Here is a 26,333-nt window from a genome sequence, read left to right on the forward strand (position 1 = left end):
GTGAGTTAAAACACAATATAACGTGTCTGAATTGACCCTTTTGAACAATTTCAGCGGCAGAATGGGAATTATATAACAGCGGCGTCAAAGGCAATTGTTCACAATCAAAAAGCCTATAAACAAAAAGACAGCAGAGTCCTCTGCTGTCTTTTTGTTTATTTTCCTTTGGTATCTTCTGAATTCATATCGAGCAAGCTCATAAAGGCTTCTTGAGGGACTTCGACAGAACCAACCGCCTTCATCCGCTTCTTACCGGCCTTTTGCTTTTCAAGTAATTTCCGTTTCCGAGTGACATCCCCACCATAACACTTGGCTAAGACGTTCTTCCGATACGCTTTCACAGTGCTTCGGGCAATGATCTTATTGCCAATGGCAGCCTGGATCGGCACTTCAAACTGTTGGCGCGGAATGGTTTCTTTCAACCGGGCGACAATCGCCTTCCCACGTTCGAAGGCAAAATCCTTATGGACGATAGAACTCAAAGCATCGACCGCATCGCCGTTAAGCAGGATGTCCATTTTGACCAAATCACTGCTCCGATATCCAGTCACTTCGTAATCCAGGCTCGCATAACCCTTAGTGCTGCTCTTCAGGTCATCAAAGAAATCATAGATGATTTCAGACAATGGCAGGTTATAAATGACATTGACCCGATACTTGTCGAGATAGTCCATGGTGACGAACTCGCCGCGTTTGCGCTGGGCAATTTCCATTACCGCCCCGACGTAATCATTAGGGACCATGATGGAGGCCTTAACAAAAGGTTCACGAATATCTTTGACGGCTGAGGCTTCGGGCATTTCAGATGGATTATCAATGGTGATCTGCGTACCGTCGGTCAAATCGACTTCATAGTCAACACTCGGCGCTGTCATAATCAAATCCAGATTAAATTCGCGTTCCAACCGTTCTTGGACCACATCCATATGCAATAAGCCCAAGAACCCACAACGAAACCCAAAACCTAAGGCCTGAGAGGTTTCAGGTTCAAATTCCAATGCCGCATCATTGAGCTGCAGGCGCTCGAGGGCTTCACGCAGATCATTGAACTTCGCATTGTCGACTGGAAACAAACCAGAATATACCATTGGCGTAATTTTGCGGTACCCTTCCAGGGCTTCTTCAGCTGGATGGGCCGCCGACGTCACGGTATCCCCGACATGCGTATCTTGAATGGTCTTGATTGCTGCTGTAATATAGCCAACATCGCCGACCATCAGCATGTCGCGCTTCACAGCCTTGGGTGACATCACGCCGACTTCAGTGACTTCGAACTTTTTGCCGTTACTCATGAGTTCAATCTCATCACCGACTTTGACCGTGCCGTCAACAATCCGCACGTTCAAGACGACGCCCCGATAAGAATCATAGACAGAATCAAAAATCAAAGCCTTGAGGGGCGCATCAAGATCCCCACTCGGTGCGGGGACATCGGTCACAATCCGTTCAAGGATTTCTTCAATCCCAATCCCAGACTTCGCACTAGCCAAAATCGCATCAGAGGCGTCTAGGCCAATCATTTCTTCAATTTCTTCTTTAACAACATCCGGCTGTGCTGACGGCAGGTCAATCTTATTAATAACTGGAATGATTTCTAGGTCATCATCCAGCGCTAAATAGACGTTAGCTAACGTCTGGGCTTCAACACCCTGAGCCGCGTCAACAACAAGCAGTGCGCCCTCACAGGCCGCTAAACTCCGGCTGACTTCATAACTAAAGTCCACATGTCCTGGGGTATCAATGAGGTGAAAAATATAAGTTTCGCCGTTTTTGGCGGTGTAATGCAACTCGACGGCATTAAGTTTAATCGTAATCCCGCGTTCGCGTTCCAGATCCATGTCGTCAAGCACTTGAGCTTGCATTTCTCGTTCTGAGATAGTGTCCGTCATTTCAAGAATCCGGTCGGCCAGAGTTGATTTCCCATGGTCGATATGGGCCACAATCGAGAAGTTCCGAATATGCTGCTGGCGATCACGCATTGTCTCTTGGTCCATTTAATTTCCTACTTTCCGCGTTTCGATATTGCCCCTATTATAGCAATCAAAACCCTCAACGACAACGCCGGTCCACGCTTAAGCCCCTTTGCTTGCATTATCGAACAATTGTTTGTATACTTGATGTCCAATAAGAAAACAGGGAGGGATTTCGATGACTGTTATTGAAATGACTGATTGGCTCAACCAGCATACAGAAATTGTCACTGGCTTGAACGACCGGATTTATCGTGACGAGCAGGTAAAAAATGAGCGCCGCTCTATTACGGCCCGCAAGTCGGAGAGTTACCTCGAGCGTGTCACTCAACAACGGCTCAAAGCCAGCATGATGCAGATTTACACCCAGCTGACTCACCAATTACATGGTCAGTCACTGACCGAATGGCTAACGGATAATCACCATCTTGATCAGTTGACTGACGCCATCTTTGCGGCCAAGGTTGCCTAATTGAATAACCAGTCCTATACTAAATTAACTTTTTAGAATAGGCTGGTTATTTTTTATGAACTTATTTCTCATGTTGCTGCTGCTCTTAGGGATTTGGCGGGTCGGCCGCGGGTCCATGCGCTACGAAGCTGTTAAACGAATCTATGACGTTTTGTTACCTTTATACGCCCTGGTGGTCTTTCTCCTTGCCATCAACAACGAGAGCCCAAACCCTGTTGAACTAGCACTCGCCGTGATTGCTGGGGCCATTCTGGGCTGGATTCAAACTTTAACGGCGCAAATTCAGTCGACCCACCAGCACGATCGCCACAATCGACCGGTGGTTAAGGTCCGACGCGGTTGGGCCTACCTGCTTGGTTGGGTGGCAATTTTTCTGGTCGGGTTTGCCTTAGAAATGGTTTTCCATGGTGAGTCCTTCCATGAATTCATCCCGGCCCTAGCAAAAGAAGTTAAAGAAGAACTCTTTCATTTTACAAAACTAACCGATCACGGTGCCTGGACCATTTATGCCTTGTCTGGAATTTCAGGACTTGTCTACGTCAATGTTCTTAGATTGCGGTATCCAGAAATTAAAGCCGCCTTGCGTGATCAACCGCGCCAACGTCGGCACAACTAAGCCTGATCACGTTTGACTATGATAACGGTTACGTGTATGGTTGAGTTGCGCCTGCCGCTAAGGTAGACCAATAGTGGCATCAACCATTGACCATGCCGTCAGGAATAATTATTGTGCCTCAGGGATACCTGAAAGGCTATGAGCAAATGAAGTTAGGCTTTATTAAATCCAATTTTCAAAATGAACGGCGCGTACCATTGTTGCCAGAAGACATTCACGATTTTCAAAACGAGATTATCATCGAAAGTGGGTTTGGCGCTAATCTTGAAATCCCGGATTCGGCTTACGCGGCTGTTGGTTGCCAAATCCGATCCCGGCAGGCTGTGTTTACTGAATCTGCCGGGATTTTTTCACTCAAAGCCATCCAGCCAAACGACTATCCGAATATTCGAGCAGGTCAAATTATTATTGGGTGGACTCACCCTACTGGCTCCGGTCGCCAGTTCATGACGCAACAAGCTAATCCTAAGCAACTAGTTGTCGTTGACCTGGATAACACCACGCCGCGCGTCTACGCCCATCAACAGTCAGTGGCGTTGGATTTACCGAAGGATTTTATTGAGCGCAACAGTTTCTACGCCGGATACGCCGGGACGCTCCACGCACTATTGAGTTTTGGATTACTCCCAGAAGACAGTGCAACCTCTGTTGCCATTCTGGGGACTGGCAATGCCGCGCAAGGTGCAGCCCACGCGATTAGTAAATTTACTAGCCACGTGCGGATGTTTAACCGTCGCACTTTACCGGAATGTCTCGATAATTTAGCCAGCTTTGACATCGTCATCAACGGCATCGAAGTTGGAGCTGGTGGGACGCCAATCCTCTCATTAGCCAGTCAGGCTGGATTAAAACCGGGCTGTCTGATTATTGATATTGCAGCTGATGCCGGCAACGCGGTTCAAGGCAATCACTTTACCTACTTGAACGATCCGATTTATGAAGATCATCACCGCTTCTACTACACAGTTCCCAACGTGCCTAGCTTGGTGTATCGCAATATTAGTCCTTATCTCAGCCGCCAACTGAGTCATTATATTTTCACACCTGATATCAAACAATTTCAGACCATGACTGCATAAAAAAACGGGCCAACGATTTTTAATTCGTTGGCTCGTTTTTTATTTATTAGGGCCTTTAAAAGCGTCTTTAACTTTATCAAACAGACTGCCTTCATGCGGGGTGACATCCTCACCACTGGCGGCAGCAAAGGCCATTAAGGCCTCTTTCTGTTTGGCGTTCAGGTTCTTTGGTGTGTTGACTTCAACCGTTACAATCTCATCACCAGTGCCATTACCGCGCAGTTGTGGCGCCCCTTTCCCACGCAGACGGAACCGTGAGTTGGTTTGCGTGCCGGCTGGAATCTTCAAAGATACCGGCCCATGGACCGTGTCAACATTGATTTCATCACCTAATGCGGCTTGGGCAAAACTAATCGGTAATTTAAAGTAAATCGTGGCACCATCGCGTTCATATTTATCACTTGGCGCAACCCGGAAGACGATGAATAAGTCACCATAACCGCCACCATTCGTGCCAGCTTCACCAGCATCTTGCAGCCGCATCTGTTGACCGTCTTCAACACCAGCAGGGACTTTGACGTCGATTTCGTGGCGTTCTTTTTCATGACCAGTACCGTGGCAAGTTGGGCACTTTTCTTTAATCTCTTTACCAGTACCATGGCAGACGTCGCAGACTTCACGTGTCATCATGGCGCCAAGTGGGGTATTGCGTTGCACTTCAATGTAGCCACTCCCATGACACTTGTGACAGGTCACAGGGCTGGTGCCAGGTGCAGCACCACTGCCGCCACAAGTGTGACAGGTAGCTTCGCGATCATAGGCAATCTTAGTGTCCTTGCCAAAAATTGCCTCTTCAAACTTCAAATCCATCCGATATTGTAGATCGGCACCCTGGCGCGGACCAGCAGGACTAGCCGTTTGGCCGCCACCACCGAAGAACTGACTGAAAATATCTTCAAAACCGCCGAAGCCTTGACCGCCACCAAAGTCGCTATAACCTTGACCACCGCCGAAGCCCTGTGGGCCATCGGCACTGCCATATTGGTCATACGCGGCCCGCTTTTGGGGATCAGACAAAACCTCGTAAGCTTCGTTGACGTCTTTAAACTTATCTTCAGCACCTGGTTCGTGATTCAAATCAGGATGGTATTTCTTAGACAATTGCCGATAGGCTTTTTTAATTGTTGCGTCGTCGGCGTCTTTAGCGACCCCGAGAATTTCATAATAATCTTTAGATGCCATCTGGCTCCTCCTCAAAATCTCTGAAAGCCCACCTAGAATATCATATTTTAACAAAAAAGCCAAAGCCACCCACGCGGCTTTGGCCTCTTTATCTTAACGATTATTTGTTATCGTTAACGTCCTTATACTCACCATCAATGGTGTCGTCATCGGACTTCTTGTCATCAGATGTTGGTTGGGCACCAGCATCACCACCGGCTTGTTGTTGTGCTTGTTGGGCTTGTTCATACAACTTGACGGTCAGATCTTGAACCACTTCACTCAAAGCATCGCGCTTTGTCTTCATGGCTTCAATATCGTTTTCTTGTTGGGCCTTCTTCAATTCTTCTTCGGCGTCTTTAGCCTTTTGAATTTCTTCTTCAGAAACCTTGCCGTCAAGATCCTTTAAGGTCTTGTCAGTTTGGAAAATCAACTGATCAACTTCGTTCTTCAGGTCGACTTCTTCCTTACGAGCTTGGTCAGCAGCTTCATTTTCTTGGGCTTCCTTCATCATACGGTCGATTTCTTCGTCTGAAAGGCCTGATGAACTCTTGATGGTAATATCTTGTGACTTACCAGTGCCCAAGTCCTTAGCGGAAACTTGCACAATCCCGTTCTTATCAATGTCGAACTTAACTTCGATTTGAGGAACGCCACGTGGGGCTGCAGGAATGTCTGTGAGTTGGAAGCGGCCTAAGGTCTTGTCGTCAGCAGCCATTGGCCGCTCACCTTGTAAAACATGAATGTCAACAGCTGGTTGATTATCAGCAGCGGTTGAGAAGACTTGTGACTTGCTGGTAGGAATCGTTGTATTCCGATCAATCAACTTCGTGAAGACACCACCCATGGTTTCAATCCCAAGGGACAATGGCGTGACATCAAGTAAGACAACATCCTTCACATCACCAGAGATCACCCCACCTTGGATAGCAGCACCCAAAGCAACGGCTTCGTCAGGGTTAATGCTGCGGTCTGGGTCTTTACCAGTCCAGCTCTTAACGGCTTCTTGAACAGCAGGAATCCGAGTTGAACCACCATTTAAGATCACCTTATCGATGTCAGCATTGGTTAAGCCTGCATCCTTCAAAGCATTTTCAACTGGAATCTTAGTGCGATCAACCAAGTCTTCGGTCATTTGATCGAACTTAGCCTTGGTTAAGGTACGTTCCAAGTGTAATGGACCATTAGCGCCGGCAGAAATAAATGGCAAGCTGATTTGAGTTGAAGAAACACCAGATAAGTCCTTCTTCGCCTTTTCAGCAGCATCCTTTAAACGTTGTAAGGCCATCTTGTCCTTGCTCAGGTCAATGCCGTTTTCGTCCTTAAATTCGGCGACAAGCCAGTCGATGATCTTGTTATCAAAGTCATCCCCACCTAAATGAGTATCCCCATTGGTTGAGAGCACTTCAAAGACACCATCACCTAATTGGAGAATGGAAACATCAAAAGTCCCACCACCCAAGTCATAAACCAGGACAGTTTCATCTTTGTCAGTCTTGTCCAAACCATAAGCCAAAGCACTGGCAGTTGGTTCGTTGATAATCCGAGAAACATTCAAACCGGCAATCTTACCAGCATCCTTAGTCGCTTGACGTTGGCTATCGTTGAAGTAAGCAGGTACGGTAATGACCGCATCGGTCACTTCTTCACCTAAATAGTCTTCAGAGAACTTCTTGATGTATTGCAGAATCATCCCAGAAATTTCTTGAGGGGTGTATTCCTTGTCGCCAACCTTAACGGTGTAGCCAGCTTCACCCATGTGACGCTTGATGGAAGAAATGGTGTCAGGATTCGTAATTGCTTGGCGCTTTGCGACTTCCCCAACTTGAATTTCGCCATCTTTAAACGCAACAACAGAAGGAGTCGTACGGTTACCTTCTGGATTTGTAATAATCTTTGGTTCGCCACCTTCAAGCACTGCGACAGCAGAGTTGGTGGTCCCTAAGTCAATCCCAATAATTTTAGCCAATGTTCATACCTTCTTTTTTAAAAATTAGTTTGCAACAACAACCATTGCGGGACGAAGCACACGATCTTTCAATCGGTAGCCCTTCTGCAAGACCTGCACAACTGTGTTTGCCGGATGAGCATCATCGGCAGGCACAGTTTGGACAGCCTGATGAATCGTTGGATCAAAGGCAGTGTCATCACTGGCAATTTCTTCAATCCCGTTCTCCTTCAAGGCTTGTTGCAAGTGAGTGACCACCATTTCAACCCCCTTCTTGAGGGAGTCGGCAGCGTCACCCGAAACATCAGTTTGGAGCGCTCGTTCGAGGTTATCCAGAACTGGCAAAACAGCGGTGGCCAGTTTCTGACCGTCATATTTAACAAGTTGTTCCCGTTCCTTCTTGAAACGGTTATTCATATTGGAAATTTCAGCGGCGGCCCGAAGATACTTATCTTCAAACTCATCACGTTGAGCCATCACCTGATCCATCTCAGTTTCAGATTCATGGACTTCTTCGTCGAGTTCGGCCGTCATCTCATCTAAAATTTCATCTTTCAATGACTTTTTAGGTTCGTCTGATTTCTTTGCTTTGTCTTCAGCCATGATGCCCTCCTTTTTGCTTAATCAAAATTCTTATAGTAACTGGTTAAGCGTTTGGCTAACTCAGACCGGAATGCATCGAGCAATCCAATCATGCGCGAATATGGCATCGCGCTTGGCCCAAGCAAGGCAATCGTACCTGTGCCATGAGCGCCCACATCATAATTCGCAATAATCAGGCTCAAATTCTTCAGGGTGTCCGGGGTTAATTCGTCTCCAAGCTTGACTTCAATTGGCACGTTGCCAACCGGGCCAAGCAGTTGATTGATGTCACCAGTATCAGCATCAATCATTGATAACACAGACTTAAGTTGGTTCATGTCATCCGTGCCGATGAAGTCCATCAGATTCAAGCGACCACCAACATAGAATCGTTCAGAGGCAGCTTGCTTCAAGACATCGCCGAAAATATTCAAGAATCCATCCGGCGTGGTCATATAATGCATCATCAGTTCAGGCACTTCAGATTGCACTTTCTTGGCCACTTCGTTCAGTGGTAGGCCGACAAGCTTATCGTTCACAATGCGAATGGCCTTCTCGATGGCACTTGAATCAACGTTTGCAGGAAGCGTAAACAGTTGATTCCTAACCGCACCATTACTCGTCACCAGGATGGCCATCACTTGCTGGCCCCCCAAAGGAACTAAACGAAACCCAGTCAGCGATACACTTGCGACTTCAGGACCAAGCGAAATCGCCGTATAATTCGTTAAGTTTGAGAGGATTCGCGCCGATTGCGCCACAATGTCATCAAGTTCATGATAGGTGCCTCCAAAAGCCTGTTGAATCGTTGCTAAATCCATCGGCGATGCGGCCGTGGGCTCAATCAAGTGATCCAAATAGAACCGATAGCCTTTGGTAGACGGAACCCGTCCTGAGCTGCTGTGAGTCTTAAGGATCAAGCCCGCATCCTCCAGCGCCGCCATATCATTTCTGATAGTGGCAGAACTGACATGGACTGGTAAGCGCGCCATCAAACTCTTCGAGCCAACGGGCTGACCAGTCTCTGTCGATTGGCGAATGATCTCTTTCAAAACAAGCAATTGACGTTTTGTTAGCATCTAATCACCTCTTTTTTAGCACTTATTAAGTGTGAGTGCTAACACAACTAATAATATACCAACATCGATTAGCAGTGTCAATAGTCAATTGCTAATTTCGCCGATGAAAACCGCGTTTTTATAGGGCTCCTTCGTCTAATAGGAATGCCTGGAAAACTTCATTCCCTAAGAATTTACCTTTGTGCGTCAAATGCAACCAGTCGCCCTGGCGAGTCAATAGTCCTTGCTGAGTTAAATCAGCTATCACCGGGGCATACAGGTCGTCAATTTGCAAGTGGTATTTCGCTTGAAAGTGCGTGTAACTAACCCCTTGCATCGTCCGCAGCCCCAGGAACATTTCTTCTTCAATCTGTTCGCTCAGTGGCACTAAATGATGCTCAATCACTGGCACATGACCTGCGTGCAAAGGACTCAGATACTGTTGGATGGGACCGTAGTTGTGGTAGCGATCTTTACCAACATAGCCAAACGCCCCTGCACCAAACCCGTAATATTTGTCGTTCCGCCAGTAACCGAGATTATGTTGAGATTCAAACCCCGGCTTAGCAAAATTGCTAATTTCATATTGTTGGCGACCATGACTAGCCATCAAATCGATGGCGTCTTCATACATATCGGCTTCGACATCTTGTGTAGGCAACCGTAATTTACCTTGACGCATCAGATTATAGAAAATGGTTTTGCGTTCCAGAATTAATGAATAAGTCGAGTAATGTTCCAAATCCAGTTCCAAGGCCTTGTGGAGGCTGTTCAAAAAATCGTCGCGATCTTGGTCAGGCAGGCGAAAGATTAAGTCAATCGACAAATTATCAAAGCCGACCTTGCGTGCATTGGCGATGGCGGTGTACACATCAGCACTGCGATGAATCCGGCCGATCCGCTTGAGGATGTCATCATTGAACGACTGCACGCCAATCGATAAGCGATTGACGCCGTTGTCTTTGAGAACTTGGAGTTTGTCGGTATCCTGAAGGTCATTGGGATTCGCTTCAAAGGTGAACTCGCCGCCATCCCACGGCAAAATCTCGCGCATGCCGGTAATCAAGCGCTCCAGTTGCTTGGGTGAAAGGGTTGTGGGTGTTCCGCCACCGACATAGAGTGTATCCATTTTGGCGACCGGCTTCTCTGCCATCACTAACTGCATTTCACGCAACAGCATCTCAACATAGTCATCGACCGGCTGCCCTTCAATAAAGACCTTATTAAAGTCGCAGTAATAACAAATATGTTCACAAAACGGAATATGTATGTAAGCCGATGTCGTCGCCGGCACCGTGGTTATCGTGTTCATGCTGTCATCCTTTCTAATTGGGCAAACACTTCAGGCTCAAGTGCCACGAAGGTAATCGTAAGTTCTGGGAAATCGTGGGCCACATTAATGGCAATCGCGACTGCCTCTGGAATCGGATAACCATACACACCTGTACTGAGTAACGGCACAGCAACTGTTCTCAGGGCATGGCGCGTCATCAAATTAAATGCACTGTAGTAAGCACGCCGCAGTAAACCAGCTTCATTAGCGCGACCAGTGTGGTAGATTGGTCCGACAGCGTGAATCACATAACTTGCGTTCAACCCAAAAGCTGGTGTCATCACAGCTGTACCAGTGGGCGTCCCGTTAATCGCCAACATGGCTTGGGCTAATTCAGGCCCCGCAGCGGCGTTAATCGCACCATCCACACCGCCACCTGGAACGAGCCGGCGATTCGCAGCATTAACAATGGCATCCATCCGCTGCGGCAGTTGGGTAATATCCCCTAGAACAATTTTAATTGCCATGGCTATCTCCCCTTCGCCTTTCATTATACGCTAGTTGCTTGGGCTTTTTTGTCGGCCTTAAGCATGAAAAAGACTCGCTGGCGATTTTGTGGCCAACGAGTCAAATACTTATGCATAATAAGTTCGAGTGTCCTGTTCATCTTGCTGCAATTGCGCCACGAGTGCATCGGCGCCAGTGAATTTCACTTCGCCGCGCAGATAATGATCCCACTGAACTGTCACTGACTGGCCATATAAATCGCCTGAGAAGTCGAGCAAGTTAATTTCGACCGTCACTGGTCGGTTTGCACCAAACGTGACGTTGCGCCCAACTGATGCCATGCCTAACCACCAGTTGCCATCAACCAACACTTTGACTGCATAGATGCCGATGCCTGGTAATCGTTGACCGCGAGTAGTTTCAATGTTTATCGTCGGAAAGCCTAGCGTGCGCCCTCTTGCCTCACCATGAACAACAACGCCCGTGGTCCGATATGCATAACCTAGCAGGCCATTGGCTGTATCTATATCCCCGGAATCAAGCGCATCACGAATGCGCGTCGACGAAATTTTTTCACCGGCTGCATCGTGTTCTGCAACGACTTCAATATCAAAACGCCCGTGAGCATAATCTGGCAGAGTTTGCATATTCGCAACATCGCGCTTGCCATAGGTGTAATCGAATCCGGCCACCACCGTGTCCGCATGCAAACCTACCAAGTACTGGTCAACAAAGGCTTGTGGACTCAAAGCTGCAAATTCTGGCGTAAAGTGCACAATATAGAACACATCAACCCCAAAGGTCGCCATCAACTCAATTTTGCGTGGTCGGTCGGACAGATATCTGATATCTTCAGGGGCGACATGCCGATAAATAATCGCCGGGTGCTGATCAAAGGTCATCACTGCCAAGGGTAATTGTTTGGCTTGCGCAATCTGATAAGCGCGATTAATGACGGCTTGATGGCCGCGATGGACCCCATCAAAAAAACCCAACGCTAAAACAATCGGCGTTGAGGCAATCGCCTTGGAATCAAGTGGTGGAACAATATCAATTACTTGCATGAATAATCACCTAACTATCAGAATTGGCCGGGCCTGAGTTAGCAAGATACATGGTTTCCGGTCGGTAAAGCCCATTTTGAAACTGATAAATTGCTTTTAATTGCTTGCCATAAAACAAAGCGAGTTCTGGTTCACTCTGCTGCAGACGGAGAAATTTGCCATTTTGAACGTCGGCCCATTGACTATCACTTAGATGATAATGAGGGACCTCGGGATAAGCAAATTCCACCGGTTGGACAAAATTAGCCAGCGTGTGGTTTTGAATCGCTGCTTCAACCTGCGCCAAACTGATAGTTTGCCCAACGCCAAAGCCGCCGCTTTGAATTCTGGTAAGATCACTCATGACGGCTGGGACACCCAATAGTTTGCCGGTGTCCACCGCAAGCGTGCGGATGTACGTGCCTTTTGAAACCTGTGCCTCAAAGCGCACCGTCTGACGACCGTCAGCAAAAACTGGCTCACTAGTGCGTTTGAACTGATAAATAGTGACTTGTCGCTGTGGGCGTTCAACGGGGTCACCCGCTCTGGCATAATCATAGAGCCGCCGGCCATTCACTTTGACCGCAGAAAACAGCGGCGGAATCTGAGTGATTTCGCCAGTCATTTCAGCAAAAGCTGTGTCGATTTGGGCGGGCGTAAACGGCTGGTCAAGCGCGACTTCTTCGACAACGTCGCCGTCTAAGTCCTCAGTCGTCGTCGCAAAGCCAAAAGTGATTTCGCCGATATAAGTCTTGCCTGCGGTCATCAGCATTGGGACCGCTTTAGTCGCAACGCCTAAGGCAATCGGCAACACCCCGTCAACATTAGGATCTAGCGTCCCTGAATGCCCGACTCGTTTCATATGCAATAAGCGCCGCAAGCGGCTAACGACATCCGTACTGGTCATGCCTCGTGGTTTGTAAATCGGAAGAATACCGTCCATATACTCCGTCCTTTCGTTATACGCCATTATAGCATAGCAGGTTAATTCTCTGAGTTACGCCGGGTACGTCGCCAGTGAACTACGCCGGTCACCCCAAAGATCAGTACGACAATGAGCGAGAAGGCCCAGTTGGGAATCTCGAAGTTCAGCCACGGTAAACTCAAGGCCAGTTTGACACTGATAATGCCAATCAACACGTAGGCGGCAATCTCCAATTCTGGCACTTGACTGATGAAATTGGTAATAATTTGCGCGACAAAGCGCATGGCGAGAATACCAATGAACCCGCCAATTAAGACAATAACAGGATTGGCGGAGACACCCAAAGCAGCGATAACCGAATCAATCGAAAAGACCATATCTAAGAACTCAATTGTCACAACTGTGCGCCAAAACCCGCGGCGAATTGGGGCAGGGTCTGTTTGTGGCTGCCGTTGCTGGTAGAAATAACTCAGGGACAGCCACAACAAATAGGCAGCGCCAGCAGCCTTAATAAGCCAAAAGCGCATGAGATATGTGCCCAAGCCAATCGCCACAAACCTAAACGCATAGGCGCCACCCATCCCATACAGCAACGCATGTCGCTGCTGTTTTGGATTAGGCAGCCCTTGCGTTTGAGCCGCCAAAACGACTGCATTATCGACTGATAGCAAACACTCTAACACGGCTAGCGTGAGAATGGTTAGCCAGCCTGAAGACGTCCATAAGGCTGCCTGCCAGTTATTGGCGTCAAAAAAAGGTTGGTATAAAGCTTCAAAACTCGAAATGTGACTCATCCTCTCTAAACACCTTGTTACATTATACCGTTGTTTTCGCAGCAGAAAACCGCTTTTCGCCAAGAAATCCAGCCAATCATCAGATAGCCACCAAAAAAAAAGACCCTGACTCAGGCTTTCGCCGACGTCAGGGTCTTGGTAGTTGCTTATTCTAGGTTGTCATGCTTCATTTCAGCTAACAGTTGATCAATGTGCGCACCATAACGCACGGATTCGTCCTGTTTAAATTCCAATTCTGGAACCTTGAACAAGCGGATGCGTTGCGCCACTTCACGCCGAATTATCCCTTTTGCCTTGTCTAAACCTGCTTGTGCAGACTGGGCCGCACTGGCCAAATCGTTCAAGACACTAAAGTAGACGGTTGCGTGTTGCAAGTCACCCGTGAGTTTAACCCCAGTGATGGTTACCCCTTGCACGCGGGGATCATTGATATCTTTCAATAAGATATCATCAATTTCGCGTTGAATCTGAGTTTCAACACGACCGATACGATGCTTCATGGTGGACCTCCTTATTTAACGGGAACTTCTTCCATGACATAGGCTTCGATTTGGTCGTCAATCTTAATATCGTTGTAGTTTTCGATGGTCAGGCCAAGTTCAAACCCTTGGCGAACTTCCTTGACATCGTCTTTAAAGCGACGCAGAGAAGCTAACTTACCTTCGTAAATCACGATACCATCCCGAATCAACCGAACGCCAGAATCACGAGTGATGTAACCAGAGTCAACATAGGCCCCAGCAACGGTCCCAATCTTAGAAACGTTAATCGTTTCACGGACAGTGACAGAACCAGTGACTTTTTCTTCGTAAACTGGTTCGAGCATCCCCTTCATGGCGGATTCGATTTCTTCGATAGCCTTATAAATCACACGGTGTAAACGAATATCAACATCTTCGCTTTCCGCTTGTGACTTAGCTTGTGGGGTTGGCCGTACGTTAAACCCGATGATAATCGCGTTTGACGCTGACGCCAAGGTCACATCACTTTCGTTAATGGCACCCACCGCTTGGTGAATGATGTTGACGCGAACGCCTTCAACATCAATCTTACGTAAGCTACCAGCTAAGGCTTCAACTGAACCTTGAACATCACCCTTGATGATGACGTCCACTTCTTTCAGTTGACCTTGTTTCATGGATTCAAACAAGTTATCCAACGTTACGTGAGTTGTGTTTTGACGTTCCTTATCCAAGGCCCGCTTTGCACGTTCTTCACCAGCAGCCCGGGCTGTCTTTTCGTCATCGAAGACAACGAAGCGATCAGCAGATTGTGGCACGTCGTTCAAACCAGTAATTTCAACTGGCGTGGATGGCAATGCTTCCTTGACCCGACGGCCCCGGTCATTAGTCATGACCCGAACCCGACCGAACGTATTACCGACCACAATTGGGTCACCAACACGCAAGGTCCCTTGCTGCACGAGTAAGGTGGTCACAGAACCCTTCCCTTTATCCAAACGCGCTTCGATAACAGTACCGACCGCCTTTTGATCAGGGTTAGCCTTTAATTCAAGGACATCAGCTTCGAGCAAAATCATTTCGAGTAATTCATCGATGTTCTTGCCAAACTTCGCTGAGATTTCAACGAAGATGGTGTCACCACCCCATGATTCAGGGATGAGTTCGTATTCAGCCAATTGTTCCATCACGTGCGTTGGGTTTGCGCCTGGCTTATCAATCTTGTTCACGGCCACGATGATTGGAGCGTTGGCAGCCTTGGCATGGTTGATGGCTTCGATAGTTTGTGGCATGACGCCATCGTCAGCCGCAACGACTAAGACGATGATATCGGTAATGTCCGCGCCACGTGCCCGCATGTTCGTGAAGGCCGCGTGTCCTGGAGTATCCAAGAAGGTAATCAAGCGATCATTGAGCTTAACTTGATAAGCCCCAATATGTTGCGTAATCCCGCCGGCTTCGCCTTCAGTCACGTGTGAGTGGCGGAGGTTATCCAGTAAGGTCGTCTTACCATGGTCAACGTGACCCATGATGGTAACAACTGGAGGCCGAGAGGACAAGTGATCAGCGTTTTGGGTTTCTGCTTCATAAACAGTATCCAAGTCAGCAATATCTTGTTCGACCTTCTCTTCGGCATTGATCCCATAATCCGCAGCCAAGACTTCGATGGTGTCCTTGTCGAGACTTTGGTTTTGGTTGACTGCCACACCAAGCATGAAGAGCTTCTTGATGATTTCTGCTGGTTCGCGGTGCAAAATCTTACCTAAATCTTGGGCATTCATCCCAACGGTGTAAACAAGGGTCTCTGGTAATGGCCGATCCTTACGAGCTGGCATAACCTTCTTAGGACCAGTTTGTTGTTGACGGCGATTCTTTTTGTTGTTGCGACGGTTGTTATTGCCGTAACGATTGTTACCGCCATTATTGTTGGTGTAGCCACCGCGGCCTGAACTGTTGTTGTTCCGGTTACGGTTGTTATTGTTGCTTTGTTGGCCATTATTGCTTGGCCGACTGGTGGTACTTGCTGGCCGCGCATTTTGAGTCCGATTGTTGGCCGTCTGTGGCCGACTCTGACCGTTAGTCGCTGGGCGACTTTGCGTGTTTGAACGCGTTTGATTGGTCGTATTGTTTGGCCGGTTGTTTGAAGTCGATGTTGGCCGATTAGTATTATTACTTGGTCGACTCTGGCTACTGTTTGACCGACTTTGATTATTGGTCGAGCGATTTTGACCATTCTGACTAGAACGGTTTTGGCCATTGTTTGCTGGACGACTTTGGCCGTTATTACTTGCTGGGCGACTTTGACTAGCACTGTTAGCAGGCCGTGATTGGGCCGCTGGGCGGTTCGCACTTGTCGACCGGTTATTATTATCATGCTGAGGCTTTGCGGTAGCTGCTGGCTTAGCAGCGGGCTTTGGCGCAGCTGATGTTGCAGCAGGCTTAAGGGCCTGACGCAATGTCTTTTCTTGGGCATCGTCCAAACTGGACATATGGTTCTTCAATTGGATGCCTTGCTTACCAGCGGCCTCAATCACCGCTTTACTTGGCAGATTAATTTCTTTTGCAAATTCATAGACTCGTTTTTTGCCCATATCTTCACGCTCCCTGTGTTTATTAGGTGAGCAGCTTTAGCATTGCTTTGGCGAACCCAGCATCCGTCACAGCAATTAAGGATCGCTTAGTGCCAATCGCATCCGACAACTCCGTACTTGTCGCCGGCATCCGCATTGGAACTGAGTAAAAGCTACTTTTATCCGTCATTTTTTTCTTCGTGTTCTCACTGGTATCACTGGCAACAATCACTAATTTCGCAGTTTGTTTGGCAATCGCATTGACGACGAAGCCTTCACCAGTTTCTAACTTGCCCGCCCGCTTAGCCATGCCCAAAAGATTCAAGAATGGTGTCATTGGGCATTGCCGAACAGTTCTTGGCGGGCTTTTTGATGATCAACGTAGGCGAAGAGTTCATCATAAAACTCAGGTGCTACTTTGATCCCAAAAGCCGTATCAATCAACTTCTTTTGCTTAGCCTTCTGGACGGCCGCTGGGTCCAGGGCCACATAAGCACCCCGACCTGACTGTTTGCCAGTTGGATCAATGGCCACAGTCTCATCCGCTAGGCGCACAATCCGGACCATTTCTTTCTTAGGCCGCATCTCATTGGTGAGTAAATCCTTACGCATCGGAATTTTGCGTTGCTTCATCAACAAGCCTCCTATTCCGTTGGTTGAGAGTCTTCAGTTGGCTCTGACGCGTCAACGTCAACGTCAGTCTCAGCCGCTTCGTTAGGTGCGTCAGCTTCCGACTCAGCTTTGATGTCAATCTTATAACCCGTTAACTTCGCTGCCAAGCGCGCATTCTGCCCTTTCTTACCAATTGCCAATGACAGTTGGTAATCCGGAACAATCACTGTGCAAGCCCGATCGTTGTCACTATCGTTGAACTCAACATCAACGACTTGAGCAGGATTCAAAGCATGGGCGATATAGGCAGCTGGATCTTCTTCCCACTGCACGACGTCCATGTTCTCACCAGACAGTTCGTTAACGACTGCCTGAACACGCGCGCCCTTAGGACCGACTGTCGTCCCAACAGCATCAACGTTTTCGTTCGTTGCATGGACAGCAATCTTAGTCCGATCGCCGGCTTCACGCGCAATCCCAACAATTTCGACAACACCGTCAAAAATTTCTGGGACTTCTTGTTCAAACAATCGCTTGACCAGACCAGGATGAGTCCGACTGACAAAGACTTGCGGACCCTTGCTCGTGTTCTCAACCTTAGTGACATACACTTTAATGCGATCATGCGGTTCATAGTTCTCGTTTGGCATTTGGTCTTGCTTGCCGAGCACCGCTTCAATCTTACCTAAGTTGACATAGATAAACTTGTTGTCGCGCCGTTCAACAACGCCTTGCATGATTTCATTTTCATACTGTGAGTATTCATCATAAACAATGCTGCGTTCAGCTTCACGAACCCGCTGCATAATCACTTGCTTAGCCGTTTGGGCAGCTATCCGTCCGAAATCCTTCGGCGTAACTTCAAAACGAATTTCGTCGCCGACTTCGTAAGCCCGATTAATTGCTAACGCGTCATCCAAGCTGACTTCGAGGCGAGAATCAAAGACTTGATCTGAAACCTCTTTAACAGCAAAAACGTGGATGTCACCCTTCTTTTGATCAAATTCGACCTCCACGTTTTGCGCTTGATTATAGTTGCGCTTGTAGGCTGATTCGAGCGCTGCTTCCAGTGCTTCAATCACAACATCCTTCTTGACACCCTTTTCGGTTTCCAAGGCATCGAGCGCTTCAATCATTTCCTTTGACATGTTGTTCCTTCCTTTACTAGAACTCGATTGCCAACCGGGCACTTGCAATGTCCGGACGGGCGAAGGTCATCTTAACCTTTCGAGCTTTATCTTTAACAGTTAATGTGAGTTCATCAGCACTCAAAGACTCAAGGGTACCTTCAAAAACTTTTTGGCCGTTAACCTTTTTAAATAGCGAAATGTGAATGTACTCGCCGATTGCGTTGTTAAAGTCAGTCTCATTCTTCAAAGGCCGTTCAGCACCAGGGCTGGACACTTCGAGGAAGTAAGCTTGCGGGATGGGGTCTGGCTGAATACTATCCAACGTCTCCGATAACTGCTCGCTGACCATGACACAATCTTCCAAGGTAATGCCGCCAGGTTTATCAATGTAAACCCGCAGATACCAGCTGGCGCCTTCCTTTACAAACTCAACATCGGTGAGATAGAACTGATGTTCATCAAGGATTGGATTGACTAACTCGGTAACCGTTTCGACAACCGTACTCAAACCATCCCCTCCTTCTTAGTGTTTTCATGTTTCATCTGGGTGTGGCAATAAAAAGAGTGAGCATTTCTGCTCACTCCCGCCGAAGTATTAAATCATGCTTATAATATACCACGTTTTGTTTGCTCTCGCAAGTCACGTCAAGACTGACGCCAATGAGAGCGTTCGCCTAAAACATGTTATCAAATAATGACAGCTGATTTTCATCAGGCAAGCTGTCGAGCACATGATTTTCTGAAAGATAATCGATTAATGTCTTTGAAACCTTACCGCGATTTGAGAGGTCTTCTTTGGAGAGGAATGGCCGTTCTTCACGCGCGGAAACGATTTGCTTTGCGACGTTATCGCCCAGGCCTGGAACAGCCCGGAATGGTGCCAGAATTGTCTGATCATCCACAATTGTGAAGTCATGTGAGTCAGACCGTTCAACATCAACCATTTGAATCTTAAAACCTCGTTCTAAACATTCATTAGCGATTTCGAGGACAGTCAGTAAGTTCTTCTCTTTCGTGCTGGCTTCCATGCCCTTGTCCGTAATTTCCTTCATGGCGGCCTTGACGGCATCCTTACCGCGACTCATGGCAACTAAGTCAAAATCCTCAGCTCGCACAGAGAAGTAGGCAGCGTAATAGACCAATGGGAAATAAACTTTAAACCAGGCAATCCGTAACGCCATCAAAATGTAGGCGGTCGCGTGAGCCTTAGGAAACATGTACTTAATCTTCAAACAGGAATCAATGTACCAATCAGGTACATTCTCATTGTCCCGCATTGCTTGTTGCCAGTCGTCAGGAATCCCGCGACCCTTACGCACATGTTCCATGATGTTAAACGCCATGGAATCATCCATCCCCCAGTGAATCAAGTCCATCATGATATTGTCACGACAACCAATCACTTCTTTTAGGGTGACAATACCTTGTTGAATCAATTCTTCCGCATTACCCAGCCACACGTCAGTGCCGTGAGACAGGCCAGAAATTTGGAGGAGTTCAGAGAAGGTCGTTGGTTTGGTCTCCTCTAACATACCCCGGACAAATCGGGTCCCAAATTCGGGAATCCCGAGTGTCCCCATCTTGGAATTGATTTGCTCTGGGGTCACCCCTAGGCTATCCGTTCCTGAGAACAACGCCATGACACCTGGATCATCCGTTGGAATGGAAGTTGGTTCAACCCCAGTCAAATCTTGCAACATCCGGATCATGGTCGGATCATCATGCCCCAACACATCCATTTTTAAAATATTGTCATGAATCGAGTGGAAATCAAAGTGCGTGGTCTTCCAAGCGGCATCTTGATCATCAGCCGGGTATTGAATTGGCGTGAAATCGTAAATGTCCATATAATCCGGCACAATTAAAATCCCCGCTGGATGTTGACCGGTGGTCCGTTTAACCCCTGTTGCCCCTTGTGCTAAGCGTTCAATTTCTGCCCCGCGGAACATCTGCCCGGTGTCTCGTTCGTAGGCCTTCACGTAACCATAGGCTGTTTTGTCAGCCACGGTCCCAATGGTCCCTGCCCGAAATGCATTGTTCTCGCCGAATAAGACTTTGATGTAGTTGTGGGCCACTGGTTGATAGTCACCAGAGAAGTTCAGATCAATATCTGGCACCTTGTCGCCGTGGAACCCGAGGAAGGTTTCAAACGGAATATCATGACCATCTTTATCTAGGTCAGCGCCACAATTTGGGCATTGCTTGTCAGGTAGGTCAAAGCCGGAACCAATTTCCCCTTTTGTAAAGAATTCAGAGTATTGGCACTGTGGGCAGCGATAATGCGGCGGTAATGGGTTCACTTCGGTAATCCCGGACATGGTCGCAGCCAAACTAGACCCGACAGAACCACGGGAACCAACTAAGTAACCATCTTTATTACTCTTTAATACGAGCCGTTGGGCGATGTTGTAAATCACGGAGAACCCGTTCCCAATAATCGACTTAAGTTCTTTATCCAAGCGCGCGGACACAATTTCAGGGAGCGCTTCGCCATACAAAGCATGGGCTTTATTCATTACATCCGCTTTCAAGTTGTCTTCAACGCCTTCAATCTTAGGCGTGTAAAGCTTGTCCTTGACCGGAGTGATGTCGTCGTCAATCCAATCGGCCACAGTATGCGTATTGGTGACCACAATTTGGTGGGCTAGATCTTCGCCAAGCCAACTAAAATCATCCAGCATTTCGGCCGTTGAGCGAAAATGCACATCGGGTAAATTCTGGCGATTCAATGGATTGGCCCCGCCTTGGCTGTGAATAAGAATTTTACGATAAATGGCGTCATTAGGCGTCAGATAGTGCACGTCACCAGTGGCAACAACTGGTTTGTTCTGTTCATCACCAATTTGGATAATCTTCTTCAAAATATCTTGCAAGTGTGGTGTCCCTTGGACCAATTCACTGTCAATCAGTGGTTGATAGACGGGCAATGGCTGCACTTCAAGATAATCATAAAATTCGGCTTTTTTTGCGGCCTCAGCGTAGCCTTTTTGCATCATGGCATTGAAGACTTCGCCTTGATCGCAAGCCGAGCCGACCAGCAAACCTTCGCGCAGCTTCTGCAATCGACTCCGCGGCACACGTGGCAGCCGGTAATAATATTTCACCATCGAATCCGAAACTAGTTTAAATAAATTCTTAAGGCCTGCTTGAGTTTGCGCCAGGACAATCGCATGACTTGGCCGGCTTTGTTTATAAGCGTCATTCTCACCAATACGGTCGTTTAATTGATTGAGTTTAGTCATCTGGTACATTTGAGCGGCTTCTTTTTCTAAAGCATACATCAAATAACCCGTTGCCTCAGCATCCGCATTGGCCCGGTGATGGTGCTCCAAGTTAATCGAATAAGCTTTCGTCAAGGTATCCAGTTTGTGGTTCTTGCGTTCAGGATGTAACATCCGGGACAATTCCAGGGTATCAATCACCGGATTGTCAATTGTAGGCAAACCATGACGAGCATAACCAGCATTCAGAAAGCCGACGTCAAAGGTCACATTATGTCCAACCATGACGGTCCCTCTGGTGAATTCTTGGAACATAGCCAAAACTTCCGCTTCAGTCTTGGATCCGCGAACCATCTCATCGGTGATATGAGTCAAATTGATGGTGGTGTCTGACAACGGGAATCCAGGATCGATCATCTGTTCAAATTCATCGATGACCGAGCCATCTTTCATCTTAACCGCCGCTAACTCAATCACCTTGTCATAAACGGCAGACAAACCCGTGGTTTCCACGTCAAACACAACATATTCGGCATGTTCAAGATCAAGTGGCGCGTCAGCTTGATAAGCGACCGGCGTGCCATCATCAACTAAATTCACCTCAACACCATAAATCATCTTCAAACCCGCTTTTTTGGCGGCGCCGTGGGCTTCAGGATAAGCCTGCAAGCCTGCATGGTCAGTCACGGCAATCGCCGTATGCCCCCAAGTTGCGGCCTGCTTCACATAATCAGAAATGGGGGTGATTGCATCCATCTGGCTCATATTAGTATGCAGATGCAGTTCAATCCGCTTGTCGCCGTCCACATCATCGGCTGGACTCGGATGACTGACTTCTTGAATATCTTGAGCGTTAACCGTTAGTTCCCGAGAATACGTATCTTCTTGGACGCTCCCACGAATCCGGAGCCACATCCCTTTTTGAATCGCCGCAAAAACCGCTTCATCGTCAGCACCGTTACTAAATTTCTTCACTAAGAAAGAGGAAGTATAGTCTGTCACCTTCAGCATCAACAACTTGCGATTAGACCGTAAATTACGCACTTCGACATCAAATACGAAACCTTCAATCGTGGCACTTCGCTCTTCTTGCGTGAGCGTCACCATTTGTTGAACCGGGTCACTGAGTTTCAGTGGCCGGCCCAATTGAACAGGTCCACTAGCCGGCCCAGCTTCCGCTTTAGCCTTATTCCTTTCTTCAATCATCGCAGTGGCTTTTTGGGCCAATTGGGCTGATTCTTCAGCTTTCTTGGCTTTAAAAGCTGCCAGTTGCGCATCAGATTTGGCTTCATCGATGAGGACGGTCAAGCGTAAACTCATAAAGCCCACATCATGAAAGGCCGCCTCAAGTTTGCCCACACCCTGGTTGATAAGAAATTCTTTGACCGGCTCATTCTCGGCTGTCAGTGTCACTCGGCCATCCTGCATGACTGGTACTTGCTTCTCACACAACTCGCGGACCATGCCAGCGTTAATATCCGCGTGATCGACAACATATTGCCAATAACCCGCAAGCAAATCGTCACTCCAAGCGGGATTTTGGACGTTGATGGTCAGCGTTGTGCTGGCAATGTCTTTAAAAGCCGCTGCCAAATGATTTTCAAGTTGGCTAAAAATGGCAAAAGGTAAAATCTCTTCGAAACCTAAAGTAAACTCATAGCGGCGAGACTGTTGGTGCACCACCACCGCTTCGACTGTCGCGGTTGAAAAGCCTTGATAATTCGCCACATCAGCTGGCATATTAAGCTGGGTTAGTAAGGTTTCAAACATTGCACGTTTTGATAAAGCCACAGTAGCACCCTTTCTGTGATAATAATTCCGTCTAAAGCTGTCTGGATTACATTTTACCACTCAAGAATCCACCAGCAAGTGCCAGCGTAAATTCAACACAAAAGGCCGCCGCAAAAACACTTTTGCCGACGGCCTTTTAAGCTTTCCTCGAATGGATTAAACCAGTTGATCCATGAGAATTTTAATGGAATTCAATAATTCAGTTTGTTTGACTTCCAAGGTTTCCCCGGACTGCCGTAACTTCACTTCGACGATATCGTCAGCCGCTTTCTTACCGACAGTGATGCGGACTGGAATCCCAATCAAGTCCGAGTCGGCAAATTTCACCCCGGCCCGTTCATTCCGGTCATCAATCAACACCGAATAACCAGAGCCGGTCAATAATTGCTCAACTTCTTTAGCCAAGTTAACTTGTTCTTCAGCCTTCATATTGACCGGAATGACGTGAATATCAAACGGCGCAATATTCTTTGGCCAAACCAAGCCGTTGTCATCGAGTCGCTGTTCGGCAATTGCCGATAGCAAGCGCGAAACCCCAATCCCGTAAGAACCCATGATAACGGGTTGACTCCGACCGTTTTCATCCAAGAAATTGGCATCCATCGCTTCAGTGTAACGAGTGCCAAGTTTGAAAATGTGCCCAATTTCAATCCCTTTGGTGAACTTCAAGACACCTTCACCGTCAGGAGAAACTTCGCCTTCCGTTACAAAACGAATATCAGCCGTTTCATCCGGCGTGAAATCCCGCTCAGCATTCACATTCAACAGATGCTTTTCTGGGGCATTGGCTCCAGCAACCAGATTGGCTAAGCCAGTCAAACTGTTATCAGCAACGACCCGAATATCTTTGTCTAACCCGACCGGGCCAATATTGCCGATTTCAGCGTGTAAGTATTGCTGAACTTCTTCAGGCGTGGCCATGTCAAGGTAATCAGCCCCTAACAAGTTCTTGAGTTTAACGTCATTGACGTCATAGTCTCCGCGGACCAACGCTAAAACGGGTGCACTGTCAGCGATAAAGAGCACTGACTTGATAATCTTCTCTGGTGAAACATCAAGCCGGGCAGCAACTTCATCGATGGTCTTGGCATCCCCAGTGTCAACTGTTTCCAGGTCGGCAGCTGGTTCATGCGTCAAGATTGGCAGCGTCATTGAGGTCGCCATCTCAAGGTTTGCCGCATAGTCAGAAGTGTCCGAGTAAACAATCGTGTCTTCACCGATAGAAGCAATCGCAGAAAATTCCTTGCTATCTTTACCACCCATGGCGCCACCATCACCGATGATTGCCCGAAAATCTAAGCCTAATCGATTAAAGATATTGGTGTAGGCCTTCTCCATTTGGTTATAGACCTTATCCAAATCTTCCTCATTGGCTGTGAAAGAATACGCGTCTTGCATAATAAATTCGCGACCGCGCAGCAAGCCGTAGCGGGGACGATCTTCATCACGAAACTTCTCTTGAATTTGATACAAGACCAATGGCATCCGCTTATATGACCGCAATTCATTACGAATCAGATCGGTAAAGGTCTCTTCATGGGTTGGGCCAAGAACAAAGTCACGATCATGGCGGTCTTTGAGCTTAAAGAGATTGTCACCATACGTGTCATAACGCCCGGTTTCTCGCCAAAGTTCAGCTGGAATTAAAGCCGGCATTGTCATCTTGACGGCTTCAATCGTGTTCATTTCATCATCAATAATGGCTTCGATCTTATCCAGAACACGCTGGGCCAAAGGTAAGTACGCGTAAACCCCCGCACTCACTTGGCGCATGAAGCCAGAACGTAACATCATTTGATGAGACTTAGCCTCGGCCGAATTTGGAACTTCTTTTTCTGTAGGAATAAACATCCGAGATTGTCGCATTAACTACTGCCTCCAAATAATTACAAAATTAGAAATATCGCATAATATCGTTGATTGTCACGGCAATCATGAGTACGACCATGATACCGACGCCGATGAGCGTAATAATCCCCTCTTTATCACGCGCCATTGGCTTGCCGCGGACGAGCTCGATGAGGTTCATGAGCAGTTTGCCCCCATCCAGCATCGGAATGGGGACCAGGTTGACAATGCCAAGGTTCAAGCTCAACATGCCGAGGAACCAGATGATGGTCACAATTCCTTGGTTGGCTGCTTGACTGGTCATTGTATAGATGCCAACTGGCCCAGCTAGCTTGTTTAGGGAGAAGCCACCAGTGACCAGACTCTTTAAGGTGGTCAAAATTCGGGTGGCAATGGACCACGTTTGGGTGAAGCCATATTGAATCGCACTGCCAAGACTATGATCCATGGCTGGGGTGATGCCAATCTTACCAGCTTTATCGGGTTTGATTGTCACGGTTTTAGCCGTGGTGGCCACTTGCACTGGCTTGGTTTTATTTTTACCCAGATAGGTCAAAATATCATTATAGTTACTCATTTTCTTGCCATTAATGGCTGTAATCGTGGTATCTTTCGGTAACACCTTCGCGGCCGGACTGTCACTGACAGTTTGGACTTGGGTTGTGTCAACCTTGGGTGTTCCAGCCATCAGCCCAACGATGAAGAAGGCAATGATGGCTAGGATGAAGTTATTCATCGGCCCAGCAAAGTTCACAAGCATCCGTTTGAAAATATTCGCGTTTTGAAACTGGACATCGTCTGGTGCAATCACGACTTCTGTACCATCGGGCTCAATGATGGTGGCATCGTGGTCAACATGCCAAGTTTTAAGTTCAGATTCATCGCCATTTTCGTAACCGACAATGGTCAAGTTCTTCTCTAAATCAACTTCACTGACTTGTACGGGAATCCCACCCTGCAACGTCACCCGATCAGAGATGTTAATCCGGGTCACATTGCCGTTTGCGTTCGTTTCGACAGTCAGCTGCGTGCCTGGCTTAATGTCATCTTCTTCATCTTGCCATCCGGCCATCCGCACATAACCACCTAGCGGTAACAACCGCAATGTATAGGTCGTATTGTTTCGCCGAAAGGCCAATAGCTTGGGCCCCATGCCAATCGAGAACTCACGAACCAAGATGCCCGAGCGTTTAGCAAAGAAATAATGTCCAAATTCATGGACGAACACTAAAATCCCAAAGACAATAATAAAGGTTATAACAGCAGTCATAA

Annotated in this window: 21 protein-coding genes and 1 pseudogene; 3 read left to right on the forward strand and 19 right to left on the reverse strand. The window is 47.6% G+C overall.

The window, feature by feature from the left end; all coding sequences use genetic code 11:
* Positions 1-155: 155 nt before the first annotated feature.
* A complete protein-coding gene (gene lepA / locus FC34_RS02260) occupies positions 156-1,994 on the reverse strand; it encodes a translation elongation factor 4 (RefSeq protein WP_057893756.1) in 1,839 nt (612 codons plus the stop codon).
* A 154-nt stretch (positions 1,995-2,148) separates the two neighbouring features.
* Between lepA and FC34_RS02265 the strand changes: the two genes are divergently transcribed.
* The 3 genes from FC34_RS02265 (at position 2,149) to FC34_RS02275 (ending at position 4,137) form a co-directional block, all read left to right on the forward strand.
* Complete coding sequence (locus tag FC34_RS02265) at positions 2,149-2,442, forward strand: hypothetical protein (RefSeq protein WP_057893757.1); 294 nt, start codon at positions 2,149-2,151, stop codon at positions 2,440-2,442.
* A gap of 55 nt (positions 2,443-2,497) precedes the next feature.
* Positions 2,498-3,058 (forward strand): hypothetical protein, encoded by a 561-nt coding sequence (locus tag FC34_RS02270; protein WP_057893758.1) that lies wholly within the window; start codon positions 2,498-2,500, stop codon positions 3,056-3,058.
* A 146-nt stretch (positions 3,059-3,204) separates the two neighbouring features.
* On the forward strand, positions 3,205-4,137 hold the full coding sequence (locus tag FC34_RS02275) for a Rossmann-fold NAD(P)-binding domain-containing protein (protein WP_057894135.1): 933 nt from the start codon (positions 3,205-3,207) through the stop codon (positions 4,135-4,137).
* Positions 4,138-4,176: 39 nt separating this feature from the next.
* Here the strand turns inward: FC34_RS02275 and dnaJ are convergent, their stop codons facing one another.
* From dnaJ to rseP, 18 genes and pseudogenes are all read right to left on the reverse strand, one after another.
* Positions 4,177-5,319, reverse strand: a complete 1,143-nt coding sequence (gene dnaJ / locus FC34_RS02280) for a molecular chaperone DnaJ (protein ID WP_057893759.1) — start codon at positions 5,317-5,319, stop codon at positions 4,177-4,179.
* A 100-nt stretch (positions 5,320-5,419) separates the two neighbouring features.
* Positions 5,420-7,267 carry a molecular chaperone DnaK gene (gene dnaK / locus FC34_RS02285; RefSeq protein ID WP_057893760.1) on the reverse strand — a complete coding sequence of 616 codons (1,848 nt, stop codon included), beginning with the start codon at positions 7,265-7,267 and terminating at the stop codon, positions 5,420-5,422.
* A 24-nt stretch (positions 7,268-7,291) separates the two neighbouring features.
* Positions 7,292-7,849 (reverse strand): nucleotide exchange factor GrpE, encoded by a 558-nt coding sequence (gene grpE, locus FC34_RS02290; RefSeq protein WP_057893761.1) that lies wholly within the window; start codon positions 7,847-7,849, stop codon positions 7,292-7,294.
* Between the two features lie 17 nt (positions 7,850-7,866).
* A complete protein-coding gene (gene hrcA, locus FC34_RS02295; protein WP_057893762.1) occupies positions 7,867-8,907 on the reverse strand; it encodes a heat-inducible transcriptional repressor HrcA in 1,041 nt (346 codons plus the stop codon).
* A 118-nt stretch (positions 8,908-9,025) separates the two neighbouring features.
* A complete protein-coding gene (hemW, locus tag FC34_RS02300) occupies positions 9,026-10,198 on the reverse strand; it encodes a radical SAM family heme chaperone HemW (RefSeq protein ID WP_057893763.1) in 1,173 nt (390 codons plus the stop codon).
* Positions 10,195-10,686, reverse strand: coding sequence for a macro domain-containing protein (locus tag FC34_RS02305; protein ID WP_057893764.1), 492 nt, complete (start codon positions 10,684-10,686; stop codon positions 10,195-10,197). The genes hemW and FC34_RS02305 overlap by 4 nt, the downstream gene beginning before the upstream one ends.
* A 108-nt stretch (positions 10,687-10,794) precedes the next feature.
* The gene (gene ribF, locus FC34_RS02310) at positions 10,795-11,730 is read right to left on the reverse strand and encodes a riboflavin biosynthesis protein RibF (protein ID WP_057893765.1); all 936 of its coding nucleotides are present in this window, start codon (positions 11,728-11,730) and stop codon (positions 10,795-10,797) included.
* A 10-nt stretch (positions 11,731-11,740) separates the two neighbouring features.
* Positions 11,741-12,652, reverse strand: a complete 912-nt coding sequence (truB, locus tag FC34_RS02315) for a tRNA pseudouridine(55) synthase TruB (protein WP_057893766.1) — start codon at positions 12,650-12,652, stop codon at positions 11,741-11,743.
* Between the two features lie 41 nt (positions 12,653-12,693).
* On the reverse strand, positions 12,694-13,428 hold the full coding sequence (locus FC34_RS02320) for a TerC family protein (protein WP_057893767.1): 735 nt from the start codon (positions 13,426-13,428) through the stop codon (positions 12,694-12,696).
* A 146-nt stretch (positions 13,429-13,574) separates the two neighbouring features.
* A complete protein-coding gene (gene rbfA, locus FC34_RS02325) occupies positions 13,575-13,928 on the reverse strand; it encodes a 30S ribosome-binding factor RbfA (RefSeq protein WP_057893768.1) in 354 nt (117 codons plus the stop codon).
* Between the two features lie 11 nt (positions 13,929-13,939).
* Positions 13,940-16,480 (reverse strand): translation initiation factor IF-2, encoded by a 2,541-nt coding sequence (gene infB, locus FC34_RS02330; RefSeq protein WP_057893769.1) that lies wholly within the window; start codon positions 16,478-16,480, stop codon positions 13,940-13,942.
* A gap of 22 nt (positions 16,481-16,502) precedes the next feature.
* The gene (locus FC34_RS02335) at positions 16,503-16,796 is read right to left on the reverse strand and encodes a L7Ae/L30e/S12e/Gadd45 family ribosomal protein (protein ID WP_057893770.1); all 294 of its coding nucleotides are present in this window, start codon (positions 16,794-16,796) and stop codon (positions 16,503-16,505) included.
* Complete coding sequence (rnpM, locus tag FC34_RS02340) at positions 16,793-17,092, reverse strand: RNase P modulator RnpM (RefSeq protein WP_057893771.1); 300 nt, start codon at positions 17,090-17,092, stop codon at positions 16,793-16,795. Before rnpM ends, FC34_RS02335 begins: the two co-directional genes overlap by 4 nt.
* Before the next feature lie 91 nt (positions 17,093-17,183).
* A pseudogene (nusA, locus tag FC34_RS02345) lies at positions 17,184-18,219 on the reverse strand (transcription termination factor NusA); the annotation flags it as partial.
* Positions 18,220-18,235: 16 nt separating this feature from the next.
* Positions 18,236-18,709 carry a ribosome maturation factor RimP gene (gene rimP, locus FC34_RS02350; protein ID WP_057893773.1) on the reverse strand — a complete coding sequence of 158 codons (474 nt, stop codon included), beginning with the start codon at positions 18,707-18,709 and terminating at the stop codon, positions 18,236-18,238.
* Positions 18,710-18,875: 166 nt separating this feature from the next.
* Positions 18,876-23,213 (reverse strand): PolC-type DNA polymerase III, encoded by a 4,338-nt coding sequence (locus FC34_RS02355; protein ID WP_057893774.1) that lies wholly within the window; start codon positions 23,211-23,213, stop codon positions 18,876-18,878.
* 156 nt (positions 23,214-23,369) lie between these two features.
* A complete protein-coding gene (locus tag FC34_RS02360) occupies positions 23,370-25,079 on the reverse strand; it encodes a proline--tRNA ligase (RefSeq protein WP_057893775.1) in 1,710 nt (569 codons plus the stop codon).
* A gap of 28 nt (positions 25,080-25,107) precedes the next feature.
* Complete coding sequence (gene rseP, locus FC34_RS02365; RefSeq protein ID WP_057893776.1) at positions 25,108-26,331, reverse strand: RIP metalloprotease RseP; 1,224 nt, start codon at positions 26,329-26,331, stop codon at positions 25,108-25,110.
* Positions 26,332-26,333 lie beyond the last annotated feature (2 nt).

This window comes from Lacticaseibacillus brantae DSM 23927 (genome assembly GCF_001436115.1).
Taxonomy (GTDB): domain Bacteria; phylum Bacillota; class Bacilli; order Lactobacillales; family Lactobacillaceae; genus Lacticaseibacillus; species Lacticaseibacillus brantae.